Annotated in this window: 18 protein-coding genes; 6 read left to right on the forward strand and 12 right to left on the reverse strand. The window is 45.2% G+C overall.

The features are described from left to right. The first annotated feature begins 1,063 nt into the window (after positions 1-1,063). The 3 genes from purL (at position 1,064) to FTU67_RS01155 (ending at position 6,482) form a co-directional block, all read left to right on the forward strand. On the forward strand, positions 1,064-4,897 hold the full coding sequence (gene purL / locus FTU67_RS01145; RefSeq protein WP_168389677.1) for a phosphoribosylformylglycinamidine synthase: 3,834 nt from the start codon (positions 1,064-1,066) through the stop codon (positions 4,895-4,897). Positions 4,898-5,023: 126 nt separating this feature from the next. Continuing rightward, positions 5,024-5,890, forward strand: coding sequence for a carboxypeptidase regulatory-like domain-containing protein (locus tag FTU67_RS01150; protein ID WP_168391092.1), 867 nt, complete (start codon positions 5,024-5,026; stop codon positions 5,888-5,890). 274 nt (positions 5,891-6,164) lie between these two features. Beyond that, a complete protein-coding gene (locus tag FTU67_RS01155) occupies positions 6,165-6,482 on the forward strand; it encodes a hypothetical protein (RefSeq protein WP_005176621.1) in 318 nt (105 codons plus the stop codon). 110 nt (positions 6,483-6,592) lie between these two features. Here the strand turns inward: FTU67_RS01155 and FTU67_RS01160 are convergent, their stop codons facing one another. Both FTU67_RS01160 and FTU67_RS01165 read right to left on the reverse strand, forming a co-directional pair. Further along, complete coding sequence (locus tag FTU67_RS01160; protein WP_180036434.1) at positions 6,593-7,384, reverse strand: nitroreductase family protein; 792 nt, start codon at positions 7,382-7,384, stop codon at positions 6,593-6,595. A gap of 95 nt (positions 7,385-7,479) precedes the next feature. Further along, complete coding sequence (locus FTU67_RS01165; RefSeq protein WP_180036435.1) at positions 7,480-8,280, reverse strand: enoyl-CoA hydratase; 801 nt, start codon at positions 8,278-8,280, stop codon at positions 7,480-7,482. A gap of 100 nt (positions 8,281-8,380) precedes the next feature. Between FTU67_RS01165 and FTU67_RS01170 the strand changes: the two genes are divergently transcribed. Together FTU67_RS01170 and FTU67_RS01175 are read left to right on the forward strand one after the other, a co-directional pair. Beyond that, on the forward strand, positions 8,381-8,950 hold the full coding sequence (locus FTU67_RS01170) for a nicotinate-nicotinamide nucleotide adenylyltransferase (protein WP_075174739.1): 570 nt from the start codon (positions 8,381-8,383) through the stop codon (positions 8,948-8,950). Between the two features lie 119 nt (positions 8,951-9,069). After that, the gene (locus FTU67_RS01175) at positions 9,070-9,591 is read left to right on the forward strand and encodes a YceI family protein (protein ID WP_373685105.1); all 522 of its coding nucleotides are present in this window, start codon (positions 9,070-9,072) and stop codon (positions 9,589-9,591) included. 75 nt (positions 9,592-9,666) lie between these two features. Here the strand turns inward: FTU67_RS01175 and FTU67_RS01180 are convergent, their stop codons facing one another. The 5 genes from FTU67_RS01180 to dapD all read right to left on the reverse strand — a co-directional run bounded on the left by FTU67_RS01180 (position 9,667) and on the right by dapD (position 13,109). Next, positions 9,667-10,128, reverse strand: coding sequence for a peroxiredoxin (locus tag FTU67_RS01180; protein ID WP_005176635.1), 462 nt, complete (start codon positions 10,126-10,128; stop codon positions 9,667-9,669). A 156-nt stretch (positions 10,129-10,284) separates the two neighbouring features. Next, positions 10,285-10,698: a hypothetical protein gene (locus FTU67_RS01185; RefSeq protein ID WP_005176638.1), complete on the reverse strand. Its 414-nt coding sequence runs from the start codon at positions 10,696-10,698 to the stop codon at positions 10,285-10,287. Positions 10,699-10,714: 16 nt separating this feature from the next. Then, positions 10,715-11,383, reverse strand: coding sequence for a 7-cyano-7-deazaguanine synthase QueC (queC, locus tag FTU67_RS01190; RefSeq protein ID WP_160241482.1), 669 nt, complete (start codon positions 11,381-11,383; stop codon positions 10,715-10,717). Positions 11,384-11,481: 98 nt separating this feature from the next. Then, positions 11,482-12,192, reverse strand: coding sequence for a 7-carboxy-7-deazaguanine synthase QueE (queE, locus tag FTU67_RS01195; RefSeq protein ID WP_168397339.1), 711 nt, complete (start codon positions 12,190-12,192; stop codon positions 11,482-11,484). A gap of 95 nt (positions 12,193-12,287) precedes the next feature. Then, positions 12,288-13,109, reverse strand: a complete 822-nt coding sequence (gene dapD, locus FTU67_RS01200; protein WP_104494597.1) for a 2,3,4,5-tetrahydropyridine-2,6-dicarboxylate N-succinyltransferase — start codon at positions 13,107-13,109, stop codon at positions 12,288-12,290. A gap of 305 nt (positions 13,110-13,414) precedes the next feature. Between dapD and carO the strand changes: the two genes are divergently transcribed. Further along, a complete protein-coding gene (gene carO / locus FTU67_RS01205) occupies positions 13,415-14,161 on the forward strand; it encodes an ornithine uptake porin CarO (protein ID WP_180061316.1) in 747 nt (248 codons plus the stop codon). A 58-nt stretch (positions 14,162-14,219) separates the two neighbouring features. Here the strand turns inward: carO and FTU67_RS01210 are convergent, their stop codons facing one another. The 5 genes from FTU67_RS01210 to cysT form a co-directional block, all read right to left on the reverse strand. Continuing rightward, on the reverse strand, positions 14,220-15,434 hold the full coding sequence (locus FTU67_RS01210) for an OmpP1/FadL family transporter (protein ID WP_180061317.1): 1,215 nt from the start codon (positions 15,432-15,434) through the stop codon (positions 14,220-14,222). 274 nt (positions 15,435-15,708) lie between these two features. Beyond that, complete coding sequence (locus FTU67_RS01215) at positions 15,709-16,632, reverse strand: CysB family HTH-type transcriptional regulator (protein WP_075167787.1); 924 nt, start codon at positions 16,630-16,632, stop codon at positions 15,709-15,711. Positions 16,633-16,685: 53 nt separating this feature from the next. Further along, positions 16,686-17,747, reverse strand: a complete 1,062-nt coding sequence (locus tag FTU67_RS01220; protein ID WP_005176652.1) for a sulfate/molybdate ABC transporter ATP-binding protein — start codon at positions 17,745-17,747, stop codon at positions 16,686-16,688. Positions 17,748-17,758: 11 nt separating this feature from the next. Next, the gene (gene cysW / locus FTU67_RS01225; protein ID WP_075167788.1) at positions 17,759-18,652 is read right to left on the reverse strand and encodes a sulfate ABC transporter permease subunit CysW; all 894 of its coding nucleotides are present in this window, start codon (positions 18,650-18,652) and stop codon (positions 17,759-17,761) included. After that, a complete protein-coding gene (gene cysT, locus FTU67_RS01230; RefSeq protein ID WP_005176654.1) occupies positions 18,649-19,482 on the reverse strand; it encodes a sulfate ABC transporter permease subunit CysT in 834 nt (277 codons plus the stop codon). The genes cysW and cysT overlap by 4 nt, the downstream gene beginning before the upstream one ends. Positions 19,483-19,523 lie beyond the last annotated feature (41 nt).

A 19,523-nucleotide genomic window follows, 5' to 3' on the forward strand; every position in this document is an offset into this window, starting at 1 on the left:
ACTGATGAAGTCAGTGGGAAGTAAGGTTTTTTGCTGATATAGGGGTGATTTTTAGATAAAAAACTATGATTTTGCAGGGTCAAATATATGAATATTTTTTTTAGGGATTACAGTAATTTATAGATTGGATTAAAACTTGTTGAAGTTTGCGTTAATTTAAAATGTTAAAAAAAGTAACAAAAATTAAAAATTCATATTTTTTCGATTTTTACTTGTTGGTCAAAGCTTATATTTTAAACCAATTCTTGTAGAATGAATTGGATGAAATTTATTTTAAATGTTATTTCTTCATATTATTGACAAGTTTTTTTATGAAAGGTAAGTAATCATTTATCAAATAGATGCAATGATAATTTTAGGGTGGATATTTATATAGGGCTTTTTCCTTGAGAATATCTATATATTATCTACTAGATTATCCCTGATATTAGGAAGTGAAATACATAATGGAAAAAACTCTTGTGAAATATTCGTGGTATGAGATTATAAGGGTTGGATTTGCATATTTTCATTCTTTCTTTTAGGTGAATAAATCAAGTTAAACTCAAGAGAATACAGGACGAAAAATAATAGAAATATTGAACGTAAAAATCCCATCTAAGAGGGTGAAGTCTCAGGGTTCAAGGTTCACAAAGGCAAAGACCAAAGGGATCCTGAGCGGATGACAGCAACGCTCTCTTCGGGTGGATATGAGTACTCAGCTTTCAGGATGATTAATTCGTACAAAAAATTTAATTTCTGGTGCTGCAGCAGGCTATTCAGACAATCTAGGACTAGCTTTCATCATGCTTATAGAACTGTTGAAAAATAAGACAATTTTCCTGAGTAGAACTATTCTTAAAAAAAAATTAATTTTTCTATTACAATTTATGTTAAGATTTTCGGCTAAATTCAATTCTTTTGCCTGATAATAAAAGTATTATTTTAAAAATATCAAATATTTTAGTACGAGTATTCTTGTTTCCTCTCTAGCTGATTGGCTCATTTCACAGTAGAATATGCGCTCTCTTCAAGTCACATTGTGGCGAGGTCCAAAAGATCTGCCCGTGGAGCCAAAATCAGCATGTTTATCGTGGCCGGTGCACCTGCACATTCTTCTTTTAAGAAAACTCAACTATTATCACGTTTATCGTCAATTAGTTCTGTTCAATCTTTCGATAGCCAATGGATCTATCTGTTTGACCAAGCGCTCAACGAGCAGCAGCAACAATCAGCTTTAGAGCTGTTAAATGATGGCGCATCTTTTGAATTACGTCAGCCTGCCAGTGACGAAGTCCAAATTTTAGTGACTCCACGTGTCGGTACCATTTCGCCGTGGTCATCCAAAGCGACGGATATTTTTGCCAACTGTAATATTCCAGTGCACCGTATGGAGCGCGGATTGCTGTTTACCCTAAAAGGTGTAAAAGCGCTTTCTAAAGAAGCATTACAGATCTTGCATGACCGCATGACCGAAAGCGTGTTTACTGACATTGCAGATGCAGCCGCACTGTTCGTGGAAACCGCACCAAAACCGTTAAACTCGATTGATATTCTGGGTCAGGGCAAAGAAGCACTGGTTAAAGCCAACAATGAATTTGGTTTTGCACTGTCTGAAGATGAAATTGATTATCTGACTGAAGCTTTCACCAAACTGGGCCGTAACCCGAACGACATCGAACTGATGATGTTTGCGCAAGCCAACTCTGAGCACTGCCGTCATAAAATCTTCGGTTCAGAATGGACCATTGATGGCGAAGTTCAGCCGTTGTCTTTGTTCCAGATGATCAAGAACACCTATAAAGAATCACCAACAGATGTATTGTCAGCATATAAAGACAACGCCTCGGTGATTGTAGGTTTTGATACCCAGCGTTTCTACCCAACGCAAGAAGAAAACGGTCAATACGTTTATAAATACAAGAGCCAGGCGGCTCACATCCTGATGAAGGTGGAAACCCATAACCACCCAACCGCAATTGCTCCATTTGCTGGTGCGGCAACCGGTTCAGGCGGTGAAATCCGTGATGAAGGTGCAACCGGTCGTGGTGGTAAGCCAAAAGCAGGTTTAACCGGTTTCACCACATCGAACCTGAACATTCCAGGCTTTGAACAGCCATGGGAAGATAACTACGGCAAGCCATCGCGTATGGCCTCTCCGCTGCAAATCATGATTGAAGGCCCACTCGGTGGTGCAGCATTTAACAACGAATTTGGTCGTCCTGCCTTAAATGGTTACTTCCGTACCTTTGAACAAAATGTCAATGGCGAAGTCAAAGGCTTCCATAAGCCAATTATGATTGCCGGTGGTTACGGGAACATCCGTCCGGATCATGTCGAAAAAGATGCAATTCAACCGGGCGATCTACTCATCGTGCTTGGTGGTCCAGCCATGCTGATCGGTTTAGGTGGTGGTGCAGCGTCTTCTGTAGACAGCGGTACCATGGGGGAGAGCCTGGACTTCGCTTCTGTACAACGTGAAAACCCGGAAATGGAACGCCGTTGCCAGGAAGTAATTGATACCTGCTGGCGCATGGAAGATGAAAACCCAATCGTATCGGTGCATGACGTTGGTGCGGGCGGTATTTCAAACGCAATGCCAGAACTGGTCAACGATCATGAGCTCGGTGCGGTACTGGATTTACGTAAGATTCCATCGCTTGAGCCAGGCATGTCGCCAATGGAAATCTGGTCTAACGAAGCACAAGAGCGTTATGTACTGGCAATCCGTCCAGAATCTCTAGCGTTGTTTGAATCGATCTGTGCGCGTGAACGTTGTCCGTTTGCGGTACTGGGTGAAGCGACTGAAGCGCGTCATTTAACCGTTGAAGATCCACTTTTTGGCAACAAGCCAGTGGATATGCCAATGCAGGTGATGCTGGGCGGTACACCACGTATGAGCCGTTCATATGAAAGCATCGAGCGTAAAGGCGATGATTTTGATGCAGCTCAAGTGACAGATCTGAAAGATGCGATTTACCGTGTCCTGAAAAACCCGACCGTTGCCTCTAAATCGTTCCTGATCACCATTGGTGACCGTTCGATTACCGGTATGGTGGCACGTGACCAGATGGTTGGCCCATGGCAAGTGCCTGTAGCGGATGCTGCAGTAACAACCACAAGCCTGGTGGGTTATACCGGTGAAGCGATGGCCATGGGTGAACGTCCACCAGTGGCATTATTGAACCCGGCAGCGTCTGCACGTTTAGCGGTGGCTGAAGCGATCAGCAATCTGATGTCTGCAAAAATTGACCAGATTGGCGATATTAAACTGTCTGCGAACTGGATGGCAGCAGCAGGACAAAAAGGTGAAGATCAGGCACTGTTCGAAGGCGTAAAAGCGATTGGTATGGAAATGTGTCCAGCACTGGGCATTGCCATTCCTGTTGGTAAAGACTCACTGTCTATGCGTACGACTTGGAATGACGAAGGTGAAGACAAATCTGTCACTTCGCCAATGTCAGGCGTGATCACTGCATTTGCACCTGTGACTGATGTGCGTAAGACATTAACACCAGAACTGAAAAATCTTGAATCTGTACTGGTACGTATCGACCTGTCTAAAGGCCAATTCCGTCTGGGTGGTTCGATCCTGGCGCAAGTGTACAAAGCGATTGGTTCAGTGACACCAGATGTCGACAGCTTCGATGACTTCAAAGCCTTCTTCGCATTGGTACAAGACTGGAACAACCGTGGCCTGATTAAAGCCTACCACGACATCGGTGATGGTGGTTTATTGGCTACTGTTGCAGAGATGATGTTTGCGTCACGCTTGGGTGTGGCACTGGAAGATCAATCGACTGCAAGCCTGTTTGCTGAAGAAATTGGTGCTGTGCTGCAAATTACCAAAGCAGATTGGGAAGCATTACAAGCTGAAGTTGCAGCGTCGACATTGAAAGATGCAATTGCGGTTGTCGGTACAGTCAACAATTCTGACCAGTTGGCGGTAAACGGTTTGGTGCTGGAACGTACTGACCTGCAACAGGCATGGGCAGAAGTGTCTTATCAGATCCAGCGTTTACGTGACAACGTTGAAAATGCTGATCAGGAATTTGCCTTAATTGCAGATAAAGCCCATCAGGGGATTATCGCGCAGCCAACTTATGACCTGAACGAGCCGGTTGAAGCACCGTACATCAACACCCGTCGTCCAAACATGGCGATTCTGCGTGAGCAGGGGGTTAACGGTCATGTTGAAATGGCGGCTGCGTTTGATAAAGTCGGTTTCAACACCGTTGACGTACACATGAGTGATCTGCTGGCCGGTCGTATCAGCCTGGATGACTTTGAAGGTCTGGTCACCTGTGGCGGTTTCTCTTACGGTGACGTTTTAGGTGCCGGCGGTGGCTGGGCAAAATCGGTGCTGTTTAATGCCAAACTGCGTGATCAGTTCGAGAAATTCTTTAACCGTCAAGAAACTTTCAGTGTGGGTATCTGTAACGGCTGTCAAATGCTGTCACAACTAGCACCACTGATTCCGGGTGCAGAGCATTGGCCACGTTTCCATCGCAATACCTCTGAAGTGTTTGAAGCGCGTACTGTGAACGTGCGTGTAGAAAAATCAAACTCGATTCTGTTTGATGGCATGGAAGGTTCAATTTTGCCAATCGCGGTTGCGCATGGTGAAGGTCGTGCTGTTGCCAGCGCTGAAGACTTTGCCGCATTAAATGCTGGCAACCAGATCAGCCTGCGTTATGTCGACAGTCAGGGCAATGTGACCCAGCACTATCCACTGAACCCGAACGGTTCTCCAGAAGGGATTACTGGTGTGACCTCTAAAGATGGTCGTGCCACGATTATGATGCCGCACCCGGAGCGTAACTTCCGTGCCGTACAACATTCTTGGAAACCTGAAGAATGGACTGAAGATGGTGCATGGTTACGTATGTTCCGTAACGCACGTAAATTCATTGGTTAATTGACCTTATTTTGAAAAGCCACCTTCGGGTGGCTTTTTTATCGGCGTTTCATCCCAAAATGGGGATAGCTGATTTTGCCCGGCACCGTACAATAAACAGCATAATTATAAAAGTGGATAACAAAAATGCAGATGCGAACGGTCATTCCTATTTTTACCAGCTTGATTATGCTGAACGGTTGTGGTGGTGAGAGTGCCAAGATTCAGGAATCTGTCAGATATGCTCAGCCGCTGCATTCCAGTTTAACCCAGTCCCAGTCTGGTACGCAGTCACAAGGCGAAAAGTGGTCAGTTTCAGGTCAGGTATTTGATGCCAGCGGGCAACCTATCGCCCAAGCCAAAATCTATGTGCAGCTGGGCGAACACAACTATTACACCCATTCTCAGACCGATGGCCGTTACACTTTATATCTGCCTCGTGAATATGATTATCCGGATCATATTGCCGGCACGGTCTGGATGGAGGGCTATCAACCGGAAATCCTGTTGCTGTCCTATCAGAACCAGCATTTATATATTGATCAGCATAGTCATCTGGTTCAGCTCAAGCCTTTAACCGAAGCGCATGTGGTGTTTCAGCAGGGGCTACATTTAATTCATCTGGGTGATGATTCACTGGTGAAAAACCCGGAAACCCGAATTCAGACCGCGCCACAAGGACTGGTCTGGAGTGATGGTTTTCAGTATACGCAGGCACTGCAAAAACAGTATAACCAGCTCTGTATCCAGTTGTATGGCAAGGGTATTCAGAGCCAGTATGCCAATCAGGATAAAATTTCCATCTCCAGAAAAAATGACCTGCGTTTAAGTATTACCCAATTGCTGTCGGACAGTCCGAGTTCGGGCGCCTATAGTGCCAATGAGCACTGTTTTCCGTTAAGGCATTTTCAGGTGAATGATCATATTCAGGTGCAAATTAAGTCACATACCCTGGACACCGATCAGGATAATTTCGAGATGCTGAATATTGTAGGCGTCTTAAGAAAAATTTAAAGTAGATTACCTTGCTGAGATAAATAATGGGCTCAATGGAATAGCCTAAGCAAAGAAAGGATCTAATCGATTTTGAAGATTCAATAATTCTCGCTATTCCATTGCCATGTTTCATCCAAACCCATAGCTAAAGCTGGGCAATTGTTTGGGATCAGTACTGTATCTATTCAAACAGATGTAGCGCTATTCAGGATTTAGGTCATTTCTTGCAAACAGCAGATGACAACAGGCCAGTCAATACGGTATGAAAGATAGATCAATACCGGGAGTGACTATGCTAAAACTGATTTTTTATGTGCCTGAATCGCATCTGGAAGCCACCAAAGCTGCTGTATTTAAAGCCGGTGGTGGGGGAATCGGCGATTATGAACACTGTGCCTGGCAGGTGCTGGGCACCGGGCAATTTAAACCCTTACGTGGCGCAGACCCGTATATTGGGGAAGTCGGCACGCTTGAAAAAGTAGAGGAATGGCGGGTGGAAATCATTGTACCGGAAGATAACGCAGCAAATGTAGCCCGTGCCTTAAAAGATAGCCATCCTTATGAAGAACCGGCATTCGAGTTTATTCAGATGATAGATGTGCAGTTTTAATTGTTGAATATTGGAATATCTGACAGAGAAGGAGAGCCTTTTAATCAGCTCTCCCTTGTGCAGCAGTCCCGCTTCTCTCTTAAAGAAAAGTGGGACTTTTTACATCTTGTTTAAACTTTCTGAATAAACAACTCCCGGTCAAACCGGTATTGCGGGAAGAACACGCCATCTTTCGCACGTTCACCGGCAGCAATTACCATCACCACATATTGCTGTTCATTCAGCTTTAAGATTTTACGCACCATTGGCTCATCAAAACCTTCCATCATACAGCTGTCAAAGCCATAAGCGCGTAAGGCCAGCACCAGATTTTCACAGGCCAAAGCGGTAGTTTTCGAGGCCCACAGTTTGGCATCGGCCGGATGAAATGCCGACACTGGCAATTGCTTGTCCAAGCTACGTGCCACTTTAAAGGCCACTTTTTTGAAATGACCGAAGGCATTGAAATAGCCAGTTTTATAATTATAGGGAATAAATTTATAGTATTTTTTTACCGGGGCTGGCGCTTCAGGAAACGGGAACTCGGAAATATTGAGTTTGGCCATTTCATCAATGCGGTCGGTGCGTGCTACACAAACAATCAGCTCGGCCGCAGTTTTGGCTGCCAGTTGACTCAGACAGGCTTTGACCAGCTGCTTTTTCTTGGCCGGATTCTGGACCACATAAAAGGTCCACGGCTGTAAATTGGAGGAGTTCGGTGCCAGTAAGGCTAAATCCAGGCAGGCATCTAAAATATCCGCTGGAATGGGCTTGTCTGTAAATTTACGTACTGAACGGCGACTGGTGATGACTTTACGAAAGTTTTCGACATCAATATCTTGTGGTGCCGGTTCGTAATAGCGTTTTTTCTCGGTTGAAGATGATGCAGAGTTTAAAGATAAGGGATCTGACGAATTTGACATGGGAACCATCACAAAAGAGATAAAAGAAAGAGAAAACAACTAAACCATAAAAAACGTAGGCACAGCGACTGCACCTACGTTGATGAGCATAATACTTAATGAAACTGGGTAAAGTCAGGTTTACGTTTTTGCATAAAAGCCTGTACAGCTTCCATCATTTCCGGTGAGCCGACCCGTTTCATAAAGATTTCCGCTTCATGATCAATACAGTCAATGATCTCATCCAGATTGTGTTTCATTAGCGCTTTGGTTTGTTTGAGAGAAGCCAGTGGTAAGGCTGCCAAAATGTGCGCCTGTTGCTGGGCAGTGGCATATACATCCTCTTCAATCCTATTGACCAGACCGGCGTTTAGCGCTTTGTCGCTGTTAAACTTCTGCGCAGTTAGCAGCAGCTCTGCGGCTTTATGGAAACCGGCTTGCTGTACCAGCAGTTTGCTGGACGCACCTTCTGGGGACAGGCCGAGGCTCACAAATGGAATCTGGAACAGGGCAGTGTTGTCGCTATAGACTAAATCTGCATGTAATAACAGCGTGACCCCAATGCCAATGGCTACACCACGCACCGCAGCAATCAGTGGTTTGGAAAAACGTGCAGCAGCTTTTAGCAATACAAAGGGTGGCGTATCTCCAGCTTTGCCTTGCAATGGTGTTTGAATAAACTTCATGAAGTCCTGCATGTCGTTACCGGCACTGAAATCAGCATCGGCTCCGCGTAAAATTACTACGCGGACGTCTTTATTCTGATCGGCTTCGTCCAGTGCCTGCGCAATCCAGAGATACAGTTCACCATACAGGGCATTTTTGGCTTCCGGGCGCTGAATGGCTAAGGTCAGTACGCCATTGTCTAAATTCGCATTCAAATGTGGATGGGGTTGTTGAATACAGCTCAGTGTCATCGTACTATCCTTGCTTTCAATTAATTTGAATTTATGGGCTTATTATGGCGAAAATTATTATTGACGCCACAACTGGTGAGTTCATAAAAGTTGATGTGCTATGAATTATAAATTTGATTATCTTGTGTTTATTGGCCGCTTCCAGCCTTTTCATCTGGCACATATGCAGACCATTTTAATCGCGCTGGAGCAAAGTGAAAACGTGATTTTGGCACTGGGCTCAGCACAAGATGAACGCAATATCAAAAATCCGTTTACTGCCGCTGAACGCCAGCAGATGATTCTGTCCAACTTTAGCCCAGAGCAGCAGCAGCGGATCAAATTTGTGCATGTGGTCGATGTATATAACGATGAAAAATGGCAGAAACTGGTGAAAATGCTGGTGGCCACGGTGGCCGGACCAGAAGCCAAAGTCGGTTTAATTGGCCATTTTAAAGATGAGTCTTCCTATTATCTGCAATTTTTCCCGGAGTGGGAGATGGTCGAGCTTGACAGTCTGGAAGGTGCCATGTCTGCCACGCCGGTACGTGAAGCCTATTTTCGTGGAGAAATCTGGACCGATGCCTTCCCGCCGGGCACAATCAAATTTTTACAGAATTTTCAGCACACGCCGGTTTATCAACAATTACAAGACAAATATCATGCGCAAGACCGTAGTAATCTCACCTAAGCTCGCCAGCTTCATCTTGTTAATAAGATAAAGCCAGTTACGCCGCAAGGAGATAAGCGATGAACTTGAACCCGCCAGTAGCAATGTCAAAGACCAAATACTTGCTGGGTGCGGCCGTTATGCTGCTGGGTATCAGCCCGGCCTATGCCGAGCGCTGGACCTTGACCCCAAAAAGTGAAGTTGGTTTTGAGATTAAGTCCATGGGCGTGCAACTGGTCGGAGGGCAGTTTAAAGAGGTGCAGTCAGTCATGCATTTTGATCCAACAGCACCGCAGCAGGCCTCAACCCAATTTGTGCTAAATGTGGACAGTCTGCAGCTGAGTAAACCGTCTTTAAGACATATGATTCTGGGTGAGGACTTATTCTATGCTCAAAAATATAAAACCGTCAGTTTTAAAAGCACGCGTTTTACCGCTTTAGGTCCTGATCAATATCGTATTGCCGGTAATTTAACCCTACGCGGCGTGACGCGTCCGGTTGTTTTTCATACCAGTTTAAAACCGAATACAGGAAACCCGAAATTGCTGGATGTGCAATCATCAACCCAAATTCAGCGTAGTGATTTCGGTATGAAAAAGGCGATGGGTGGTGTTGGAGAAAAGGTCAATATTCAGCTTAAAGGTCAGTGGCGTGTTCAATAATGAGATAACAATAGACGTGATGAGTGAATTAAAAGCCTGAGCTTGTATCAGGCTTTTTTCCGATCCAGCAATTGTTTAACTGTTGGCTTGTAAGGTTTTTAAATCTTCCAGTACCTGCTCGGCATGTCCTGCAGCCTTGACTTTACGGTATTCCTTGACCAGCTGGCCATTATGGAAAATAAAGGTAGAGCGCTCAATTCCCATGACTTTTTTGCCATACATATTTTTTTCTTTAATCACATCAAAATGCTGGCACAGCACTTCTTCCTTATCACTGATCAGATCAATCGTCAGGTTCTGTTTGGCAGTAAAGTTCTGATGTGCTTTCACCGAATCACGCGACACGCCAAGAATGGTCGCACCCAATGCCTCAAACTGATCTTTCAGGCCAGAAAAATCTACCGCCTGCGTGGTACAGCCTGGAGTGGAATCCTTTGGATAAAAATACACAATTAACCATTCCGCCTGTAGTTCAGCCAGATTGATTTCCGCCGTGGTGGTCGGAAAAGTCTGATTCGGTAAGTTCAAGTCGCTCATGATATCGTCCTTTTAGATTGTGTCAGTTTTTAAATTGCCTCTATCATACCGAATTTCCTGCATTTTCTCACAAATTACCGGTAGAGAAAAATGAACGCAGCAAACTGGGCAAAAAAAAGCCTGCAATGGATGCAGGCCTCTGGAGGAAATATATGATTATTTCTTTTGCTGCGCTTGCGCGGCTTTCATGGCTTCTTCAGTTAAGGTTTTTAATTTACCGGTTAACTGAGGACCAAAACATGCCTGTAAGTCTTTGTTTTGTTTTTGGACAAAAGCAAGAGTACTTGGGCTTTTCTTCTGGTTAATGGTACTTTGGATTTCCCATTTTTGTGCATTGGTCAGCTTGCCATCTGCTTCAACCGCACAGGTACAGTATTTGCTGACTTCAGCAGCGCTTAACTTTTTACCTTTGGCAGTTTCTTCTTTACAAACATTAATCAGCGCCGATTTTACATTGGTGCTTTTATATGCCTGTTGCAATTTGTCTGTGTTGGCCTGAGCAGATGTTGCGAATACGGCTACAGTAGACACAATCGCAGAAAGGATAATGTTTGATTTTAAATTCTTCATAGATTCTACCTTGTCATTACGGTATATAACGTGTTGGATCAGCCACACCTGCGTCTAGGAAACCCTGTTTACGTAAACGACAGCTATCGCATTTTCCACAAGCACGTCCTTGGTCATCTGCCTGGTAGCAAGACACCGTTTGACTATAGTCTACGCCATGATCAAGACCTAAGCGAATGATATTTGCTTTGGATAAATGTAACAAAGGTGTTTCAAATTTGAGTGATTTTCCTTCTACGCCCACTTTGGTCGCCAAACGCGCCATATTGGCAAAAGCCTCAATAAACTCAGGACGACAGTCCGGATAGCCGGAATAATCCACCGCGTTAATACCAATAACAATGGCTTCTGCATCAAATACTTCCGCTGCTGCCAGTGCATAAGACAGGAAGATGGTGTTACGTGCCGGAACATAAGTCACCGGAATACCATCCTGTTCCTGCTCGGGTACCTCAATATTATGATCGGTCAGGGCAGAGCCACCTAAGTTACCTAAATCTATATTAATAACACGATGTTCTACACCCGCACGCTGGGTTAAGGCTTTGGCAGCGTCCAGTTCAGTGGTGGAACGCTGGCCATAACGAAAACTGAGGGCGATACATTCATAACGCGCTTGCGCCCACGCTAAACAGGTTGTTGAGTCTAAACCACCAGATAACAATACAATGGCACGAGGGCGCATCAGAATCTCCAAAATAATAAAAAGCAATTTGAGCCGTGTATAAAGCTTTGCGTTTCGCAGCTTAATTTTGCAAACAGAGCAATTATACAGCAGCCTGATTAACGACCAGTTTCGTCATTCCACAGCAGTTTGTGTAACTGTAGCTGAAAACGAACAGGGAGATGGTCTTCTAAAATCCATTGGGCCAAATCACGGGCCAGTTGCGGCATGCGTGCGGTACCATTTTCAACTTCAAAGGCAGGGGAAAACCAGACGGTACTGACTTTTTTATGCAGTTGATATAACTCTACTTGCTGCTTCGACCATTCATAATCTTCACGGTTACAAATCACAAACTTGATTTGATCGTGCGCAGTCAAATAGTCCAGATTTGAAAGCAAATTCCGTGCAACTTCCCCCGAAGTTGGGGTTTTTAAATCTAAAACTTTGGAAACACGCGGGTCTACCTTAGATACATCTAAAGCACCGCTGGTTTCTAGGGACACTTCACAGCCTAAATCTGCTAATCGCTGCATTAAAGGCAGGGCATTCGGCTGTGCCAGCGGTTCACCGCCCGTCACGCAGACATACGGTGTGTTAAAGTCCAGCGTGGTCTGAATAATTGCTTCAAGCGACTGACGCTCGCCCCCTTCAAAAGAATAGGTAGTATCGCAATAAGTACAGCGCAGCGGACAACCGGTTAAACGGATAAATACAGTTGGCAGCCCTGAGGTATTGGCTTCGCCTTGTAATGAATAGAAGATCTCCGTAATGCGTAAACCCGCAGACGGATCAGAAACAGGAATAGCGGAAGATCGAAGCGTACTCATAACAAATTAACCACCGGGTAGAAAAACAAAAATCTCTACGATCATTGCTAACCGTAGAGATGAGGAGCGATAGCTCCGCTTAAACTAAAGAAAAATTAGTCTTCGCGTAATAAATCGTTCAGGCTGGTTTTCGCACGTGTTTGCGCGTCAACTTTTTTCACGATAATGGCAGCATATAAGCTGTATGTGCCGCATTTAGATGGCAGGCTACCAGAAACAACTACAGAACCGGCAGGAACACGGCCGTAGTGGATTTCGCCAGTTTCACGGTCATAAATCTTGGTAGATTGACCAATGTAAACGCCCATTGAAATCACAGAACCTTCTTCAACAATCACGCCTTCCACGATTTCAGAACGTGCGCCGATGAAGCAGTTATCTTCAATAATGGTCGGATTGGCTTGTAGCGGCTCAAGTACACCACCAATACCGACACCACCAGACAAGTGTACATTTTTACCAATTTGTGCACATGAACCGACAGTGGCCCAAGTGTCTACCATAGTGCCTTCATCTACATATGCACCAATGTTGACATACGATGGCATCAGCACCACATTTTTTGCCTGGAACGAACCTTTACGTGCAACTGCAGGGGGTACTACGCGTACGCCAGCCGCTTTAAACTGTTCTTCAGTCCAGCCTTTGAATTTGGTGTCGACTTTGTCATAGAAACGAAGATCACATGACTCAATTGGTTTGTTGTCGTTCAGTTTAAAAGATAACAAAACGGCTTTTTTCAACCATTGGTGTACAACCCATTCACCGTCAATTTTTTCCGCTACACGCAGTGTACCGTTATCTAAGCCAGCAATAGCTTCCTCTACTGCCTGACGGATTTCAGCCGGGCAGTCTGCCGCGGTGAAATTAGCACGATCTTCAAACGCTTGTTCAATAATCGTTGAAAGCTGAGCCATGATCTTCCTTCCAAAAAAATTTTCAAGATTTTACACTAAATTGAACACGGGTTAGATGAAAATTGGCGCTAAGATCGAAATTAATAATAAAGAAAAATGTTTTCGCTCAATAGAAGAAACATCTGCTTAAACTTTCACCTCAAAAAAGAGTTATCTTTCAAAAAGAAACATAGATTTGTATCAAAAAATAACAAAAAATGAGCAAAATGTGCATAAAAACTGTGCGGGAACTTCTTTATATTTAAGCTTATCAACAATAGTACGAAACATGAAAAATAAGTTTTTATTTTGAGGAGCATATTACGATGAAATCTTTACATAAAATTTTAGCCATTTCAGTGCTTGCTACAGCAGCAGGTTCAGCAATGGCAGATACAGCAGTAATACATGATAGTTATGCCTTTGATCGTAACCAACTCATTCCAACAGGTGTCCGTGCTGAAGTTGGTACAACAGGTTATGGCGGTGCCTTACTTTGGACTGCAAACCCGTATGTGGGCTTAGCTCTTGGTTATAACGGTGGCGATATTTCTTGGTCGGATGACTTATCTATTGATGGTACTAAGTACGATATGGATATGGACAATAATTTGACCTATTTAAATGCTGAGATCCGTCCTTGGGGTGCAAGTCCAAGTAAGTGGGCACAAGGTGTTTATGTAGCTGCTGGTGTTGGTTATATTGACAATGAATACGGCTTAGAGAAACGTTTAAATAATGCCAATGATACTTTGAAAATCGGTGACCAAAACTTTTATGCCCCAAGTGGTCAAGGTTATGTGAAAGGTGATATGTCTTATAAAAATGACATTGCGCCGTATTTAGGTCTAGGTTTTGCACCGAAAATTAACAATAATTGGGGTGTATTTGGTGAAGTCGGTGCTTTCTACACAGGTAACCCAAGTGTGAATTTGGAATCTGTTGGATTGCAGGAAGTAGGTGGTGTTGATAATGGTCAAGCTGCTGCAAACAGAGAAGCTGAAAAAATCCGTAACGATGACAAATACGAATGGATGCCAGTAGCGAAACTAGGTGTAAGCTACCACTGGTAATATTCATTAGCTTTAGCTAAACCTTAAAAAACGAGCTTCGGCTCGTTTTTTTATGCCTTTAGAAATGATGGCCAAATCTTAGTCCATATACCCAGGCATGATTGTCCCGATTGACCGAGGCTAGACTGGAAATTTGAGTACCGGCAAAATTACTGGGTTGAATATGTGGTTGTTTAAACTTTAAATAATAGGCCCCTGCAGCCATAAAACTGTCGGGTCGAAAATAAAATAGCTGGCCTGCGCCGAGGCTATAGTGCCCATCTGCCGGATTTAGGGTCGAGGCCGGATTGCCAATCCCGGAGTCCCAGCCCAGTTCTAACTGACTGATCCAGCGTGCATTCCAGCGATGTAACCCGCCCAGTTTGGCCGACCATTGATCTTTCTGATAATGAATTAATTTAAAGTCTTTAATTTCAGGAATGAATGTTGCGTAAGCATCAATCACGGCGCCAAATTGAGTCGGTTGTATATAAAAATCTTTCCAGTTAACCCAGCGTATACCTGCATAGAGCAGGTTATTGGCACTGATGCCGGTGTGTAAATCCAGATTCAGCGATTCGGGTGTGCGAACCGCGGTATTCTGGTCCGCCACGATCTGCAATTGGCCTTGTGGGGACTGTTCCTGTACCGCTAGCTGATGATGAATGGCCGAACGATAAGTGAACGCCGCACTCATGGCATATTCAGGAATCTGGTAGCGTACCCCGGCCAGCCAACCCCAGGCATCATCTTCAGGGAAATAGGCCTGATAGCCATGAAAAATATAATAGTTTTGTCCCAAAAGCTCTAGGTTTCCCTGAAAAGACTGATGACTGAGTCCTGCATAAAAAGTCCAGTGCGTATCCGGATGATACCCGATAAGTGCGCTAATATTTTCTGTTTTAAAGCGAATGTCGGCAGCTTCGACGTCTAATGGTTGACCATAAAAATCCGGGTTGTAGTTATAGTTGACCTTGACCCCAAAGGGCTGATCATAAAGCAGGGCAAAGGAAAACTCTGGATTCAGCTGCAGTTTAAAACCACCGAGAACAAAACGCTGCTCGGGTGCCAGGTTGCCGGTGGAATAGTCATAAATTCCTAACTCGGCCAGTGCAGCCTGATTTTCGACTTGTCCTGCGACATCGGCCTCTAAATGCACCAGGGAGATTTCGGCATAATGATTGGGCTGGAAAAAAATATGCATGGATTGTCCGGACTGCTCCAGCGCTGCTGCAGAGACAGCTTGAACCGGTAAAAGCAGGCTCATCGACACCCAGAAAAAATGGACCTTCATTGGCTGTCCTTTAATTTTTGGTTAAATTATAAATTCATAAAGTATTGATATTTAAAAATTATCTAGCTATTAAAACTGAATTTGCTGAAAAAATAAACAGGTTTAAGTGATCTTTATCCCATTTTTTTAGGGATGCTGTAATGTAGTTCAAAATAAGCATTAGTATAAAATTTAAGAAGTATGGATTGGGCTAGTCTGATTACTGGATCAACTGGAATGATATAAAAAAGAGGATGCTGATGCCATCCTCTTCATTTCCATTTTTTGTGGGTGTTTAATCTTCTGGATACGCGACTTTTTTCAGGGCTTTAATATCGGCTTCAGGTGAGCACAGGGAAATAAACTCATAGCCATAACCACGTAGTAAATGTCCTTTACGCACCGCCAGCCAGGTGGTATTCAGGCCAAAAATATCGGTTTCTATCTGCTTTAAACGATAATCACGTTCCTGGTCATAGGCTACATTGTTGACTACACCCACGCCCATGCCTAATTCGACATAGGTTTTAATGACGTCGGCGTCCAGGGCAGACATCACGATATCAACATCAATGCCGGCATCTTCAAAGGCTTTGTCAATTTTAGAACGGCCGGTAAAACCGCCGTGGTAGGTAATAATCGGATATTCCGCCAAATCCTGAATGCTGATCTCGGCTTTATGGGCCAGCGGATGGTTTTGCGGGGTAATAATACTGTGCTGCCAAGTATAGTAAGGCACACTGGCCAGATTGCTTTCTGTGGTTAAGGATTCTGTTGCAATACCAATATCGGCTTCGCCTTGTAGCAGCATCTCGGTAATTTCAACCGGACTGGCCTGTTGCAGAATCAGATGGACCTTGGGAAATTCTTTTTTAAACTGGTTCACAATCGGCGGGAGTACATAACGTGCCTGAGTGTGGGTGGTGGCAATGGTTAGGGTGCCTTCATCCACTTTATTGAAATCATCGGCCAGACGTTTAATATTATCGGCATCCACCAACATGCGCTCAACAATACCGAGTAGGGCCTGACCAGGTTCAGTCAAACCGAGCAGGCGTTTGCCTTTACGGATAAACAGTTGCACACCCAGTTCATCTTCCAGGTCTTTAATATGCTTGCTCACCCCGGACTGGGAGGTGTACAGCGCCGCAGAGGCTTCGGTTAAATTGAAGTTCTGGCGCACAGTTTCTCGAATAATTCTGAGCTGTTGGAAGTTCATGTCCTTTTTCCCTCAAAAAAGGATGGGGCTTGAAATGCCCCATCGGTGCGCGGTTAAGCGACTTGATTTTCAAATAAATGTAATTGACTTGCTGTCAGCCAGACGGTCTGGTTTGGACGGAACTGATGCAAGCGTGCTTCTTCTGGGGTGAGGGAAATTTCAATTAAGTTCCCTTGACGGTCGTTCAGTTCTGCCAGCACTTTACCGGCAATCCAGACTTCACGTAAGAAGGTGGCTTGAATGGCATTGTCCTGTGGCTGGGCATGAATGGTCAGCTCATCCGGGCGGGCAAAGGCAATGATCTCGCCCTGAGGCCCCTGTTGTGCGCTGGCCAGCTGAATACGGTCTTCACCCAGCTGAATCAGGCCATTGCTGTTCTGACCTTCAAAACGGTTGGCCTGACCCAGGAAGTCAAACACAAACGGCGTCGCCGGTTTTTCGTAGACTTCGCGTGGTGAACCAATCTGCTCGATGTTGCCTTTGTTCATCACCACGATCTGGTCCGCCACTTCTAAGGCTTCTTCCTGATCATGGGTAACAAAAATAGAGGTAATGTGCAATTCATCATGCAGGGTACGTAACCAGCGGCGCAGTTCTTTACGCACTTTGGCATCCAGCGCACCAAACGGTTCATCCAGCAGCAGGACACGTGGTTCAACGGCTAAGGCACGCGCCAGGGCAATACGCTGACGCTGACCGCCAGACAATTGCGCCGGATAACGGTCGGCCAGAAAGCCGAGTTGTACCAGATCAAGCAGGCGGGTCACGCGTTTTTTAATTTCAGCTTCCGATGGACGAGTGGCACGCGGACGTACACGTAAACCAAAGGCAATGTTGTCAAAAACGGTCATGTGACGGAACAGCGCATAATGCTGGAAGACGAAACCGACCTGACGCTCACGCACGTGAACATCGGTGGCATCCTGACCTTCCAGAATCACCTGACCGCCATCGGCAGATTCCAAACCGGCAATAATCCGCAGCAGGGTGGTTTTACCACAGCCCGATGGACCTAGGAGAGCCACCAGCTGGCCATCTGGAAAATCGAGGGAGATATTGTTCAGTGCATGGAATGCACCAAAGTGTTTTTCAATATTTTTAACTTGAATACTCATGAGGTCATTCCTTAAGAAACTGTTGAATCTTCATTACGTTTGTCCTGCTTTTCCTGACGGATTTCGACCCAGGTTTTCAGGATCAAGGTCACAATCGCCAGCAGGGCCAGCAGGGATGACACCGCAAACGCAGCACTGAAGGTATATTCGTTATAGAGAATCTCAACGTGTAAGGGCAAAGTATTGGTTTCACCGCGAATGTGTCCAGACACGACTGATACCGCACCAAACTCACCCATCGCCCGGGCATTACACAGAATGACACCGTAAATCAGGCCCCATTTAATATTCGGCAAGGTAACTTTCCAGAAGGTTTGCCAGCCAGAGGCACCCAGTACAATGGCCGCTTCTTCTTCTTCGGTGCCTTGCGCTTCCATGAGCGGAATCAGTTCACGTGCCACAAACGGTACGGTAATAAAGATGGTGGCAATGACAATCGCTGGCACGGCATATAAAATCTTGATGTCGTTGTCCATTAACCAGTTGCCCATCCAGCCCTGGGTACCAAAAATCAGTACCAGCATCATCCCGGCAATGACGGGAGAGACCGAGAACGGCAAATCAATGATGGTGGTCAGAATCGATTTACCCGGGAAGTTAAACTTGGCCACCGACCAGGCTGCGGCTACACCAAACACCACGTTGAGTGGAACGGCAATGGCCGCGGTGAGTAAAGTCAGTTTGACCGCAGATAAGGTATCTGGATGTACCAGCGCCTGGGTATACACGCCCACGCCTTGTTTAAAGGCTTCAACGAACACCAGAATTAACGGCAGAATCAGGCAGCTCAGGAAGAAAATCAGGGCAATGGCCAGTAAGGTGTAGCGAACCCAGGTCGGTTCACGGGTGGCATCACGCGATTGCAGCTTGTCGGCCAAAGCATTGCTGTTGGTATTTAAACTCATCGGGCTGTTCTCCCTGTACGACGGCTGGCCCATGCTTGTAACAAGTTAATCAGGAACAGCATCACAAATGAAATCAGCAGCATTACCACCGCAATAGTGGTTGCACCGGCATAATCATATTCTTCTAAACGGGAGATAATCATCAGCGGGGCAATTTCAGTTTCAAAAGGCTGGTTCCCGGCAATGAAGATTACCGAACCATATTCACCCACGCCACGGGCAAAGGCCAGGGCAAAACCGGTAATTAACGCCGGCAGTAAAATCGGGAAAATGACTTTGGTAACAATCTGCAGACGGTTTGCGCCCAGAGCAGATGCCGCTTCTTCCAGCTCGGTTTCCAGATCGCTGAGTACCGGCTGTACGGTACGCACCACAAATGGAATACCAATGAAGATCAGGGCCAGGGTAATCCCGATAGGGGTATAGGCCACCTGAATGCCTAAAGGCTCCAGATACTGACCAATCCAGCCGGTAGGTGCATATAAAGAGGTCAGGGCAATACCGGCCACGGCGGTCGGTAAGGCAAAAGGTAAATCGACCAGTGCATCAATCAGGCGTTTGCCCGGAAAGCGGTAACGCACCAGACACCAGGCCAGCAATAAACCAAAAACGACGTTCACCAGCGCTGCGATCAGCGCAGCACTAAAACTTAACTGCAAAGATTTTAAGATACGTTCAGAACTTAAAATTTCCCATAAACCTTCCCAGCCAATGTCCAGCGATTTTAAAAATACGGCAGACAAAGGAATCAGAACGATTAATGATAAATACGCTAGGGTAAAGCCTAGAGAAAGACCAAATCCTGGCAGCACTCGGGACCGCTGCGACATGATTACTCCTCAAAGAGAGAATGCGGGCTGAAATCAGCCAG

Origin of the sequence: Acinetobacter sp. YH12132 (genome assembly GCF_013418645.1) — a bacterium.
Taxonomy (GTDB): domain Bacteria; phylum Pseudomonadota; class Gammaproteobacteria; order Pseudomonadales; family Moraxellaceae; genus Acinetobacter; species Acinetobacter indicus.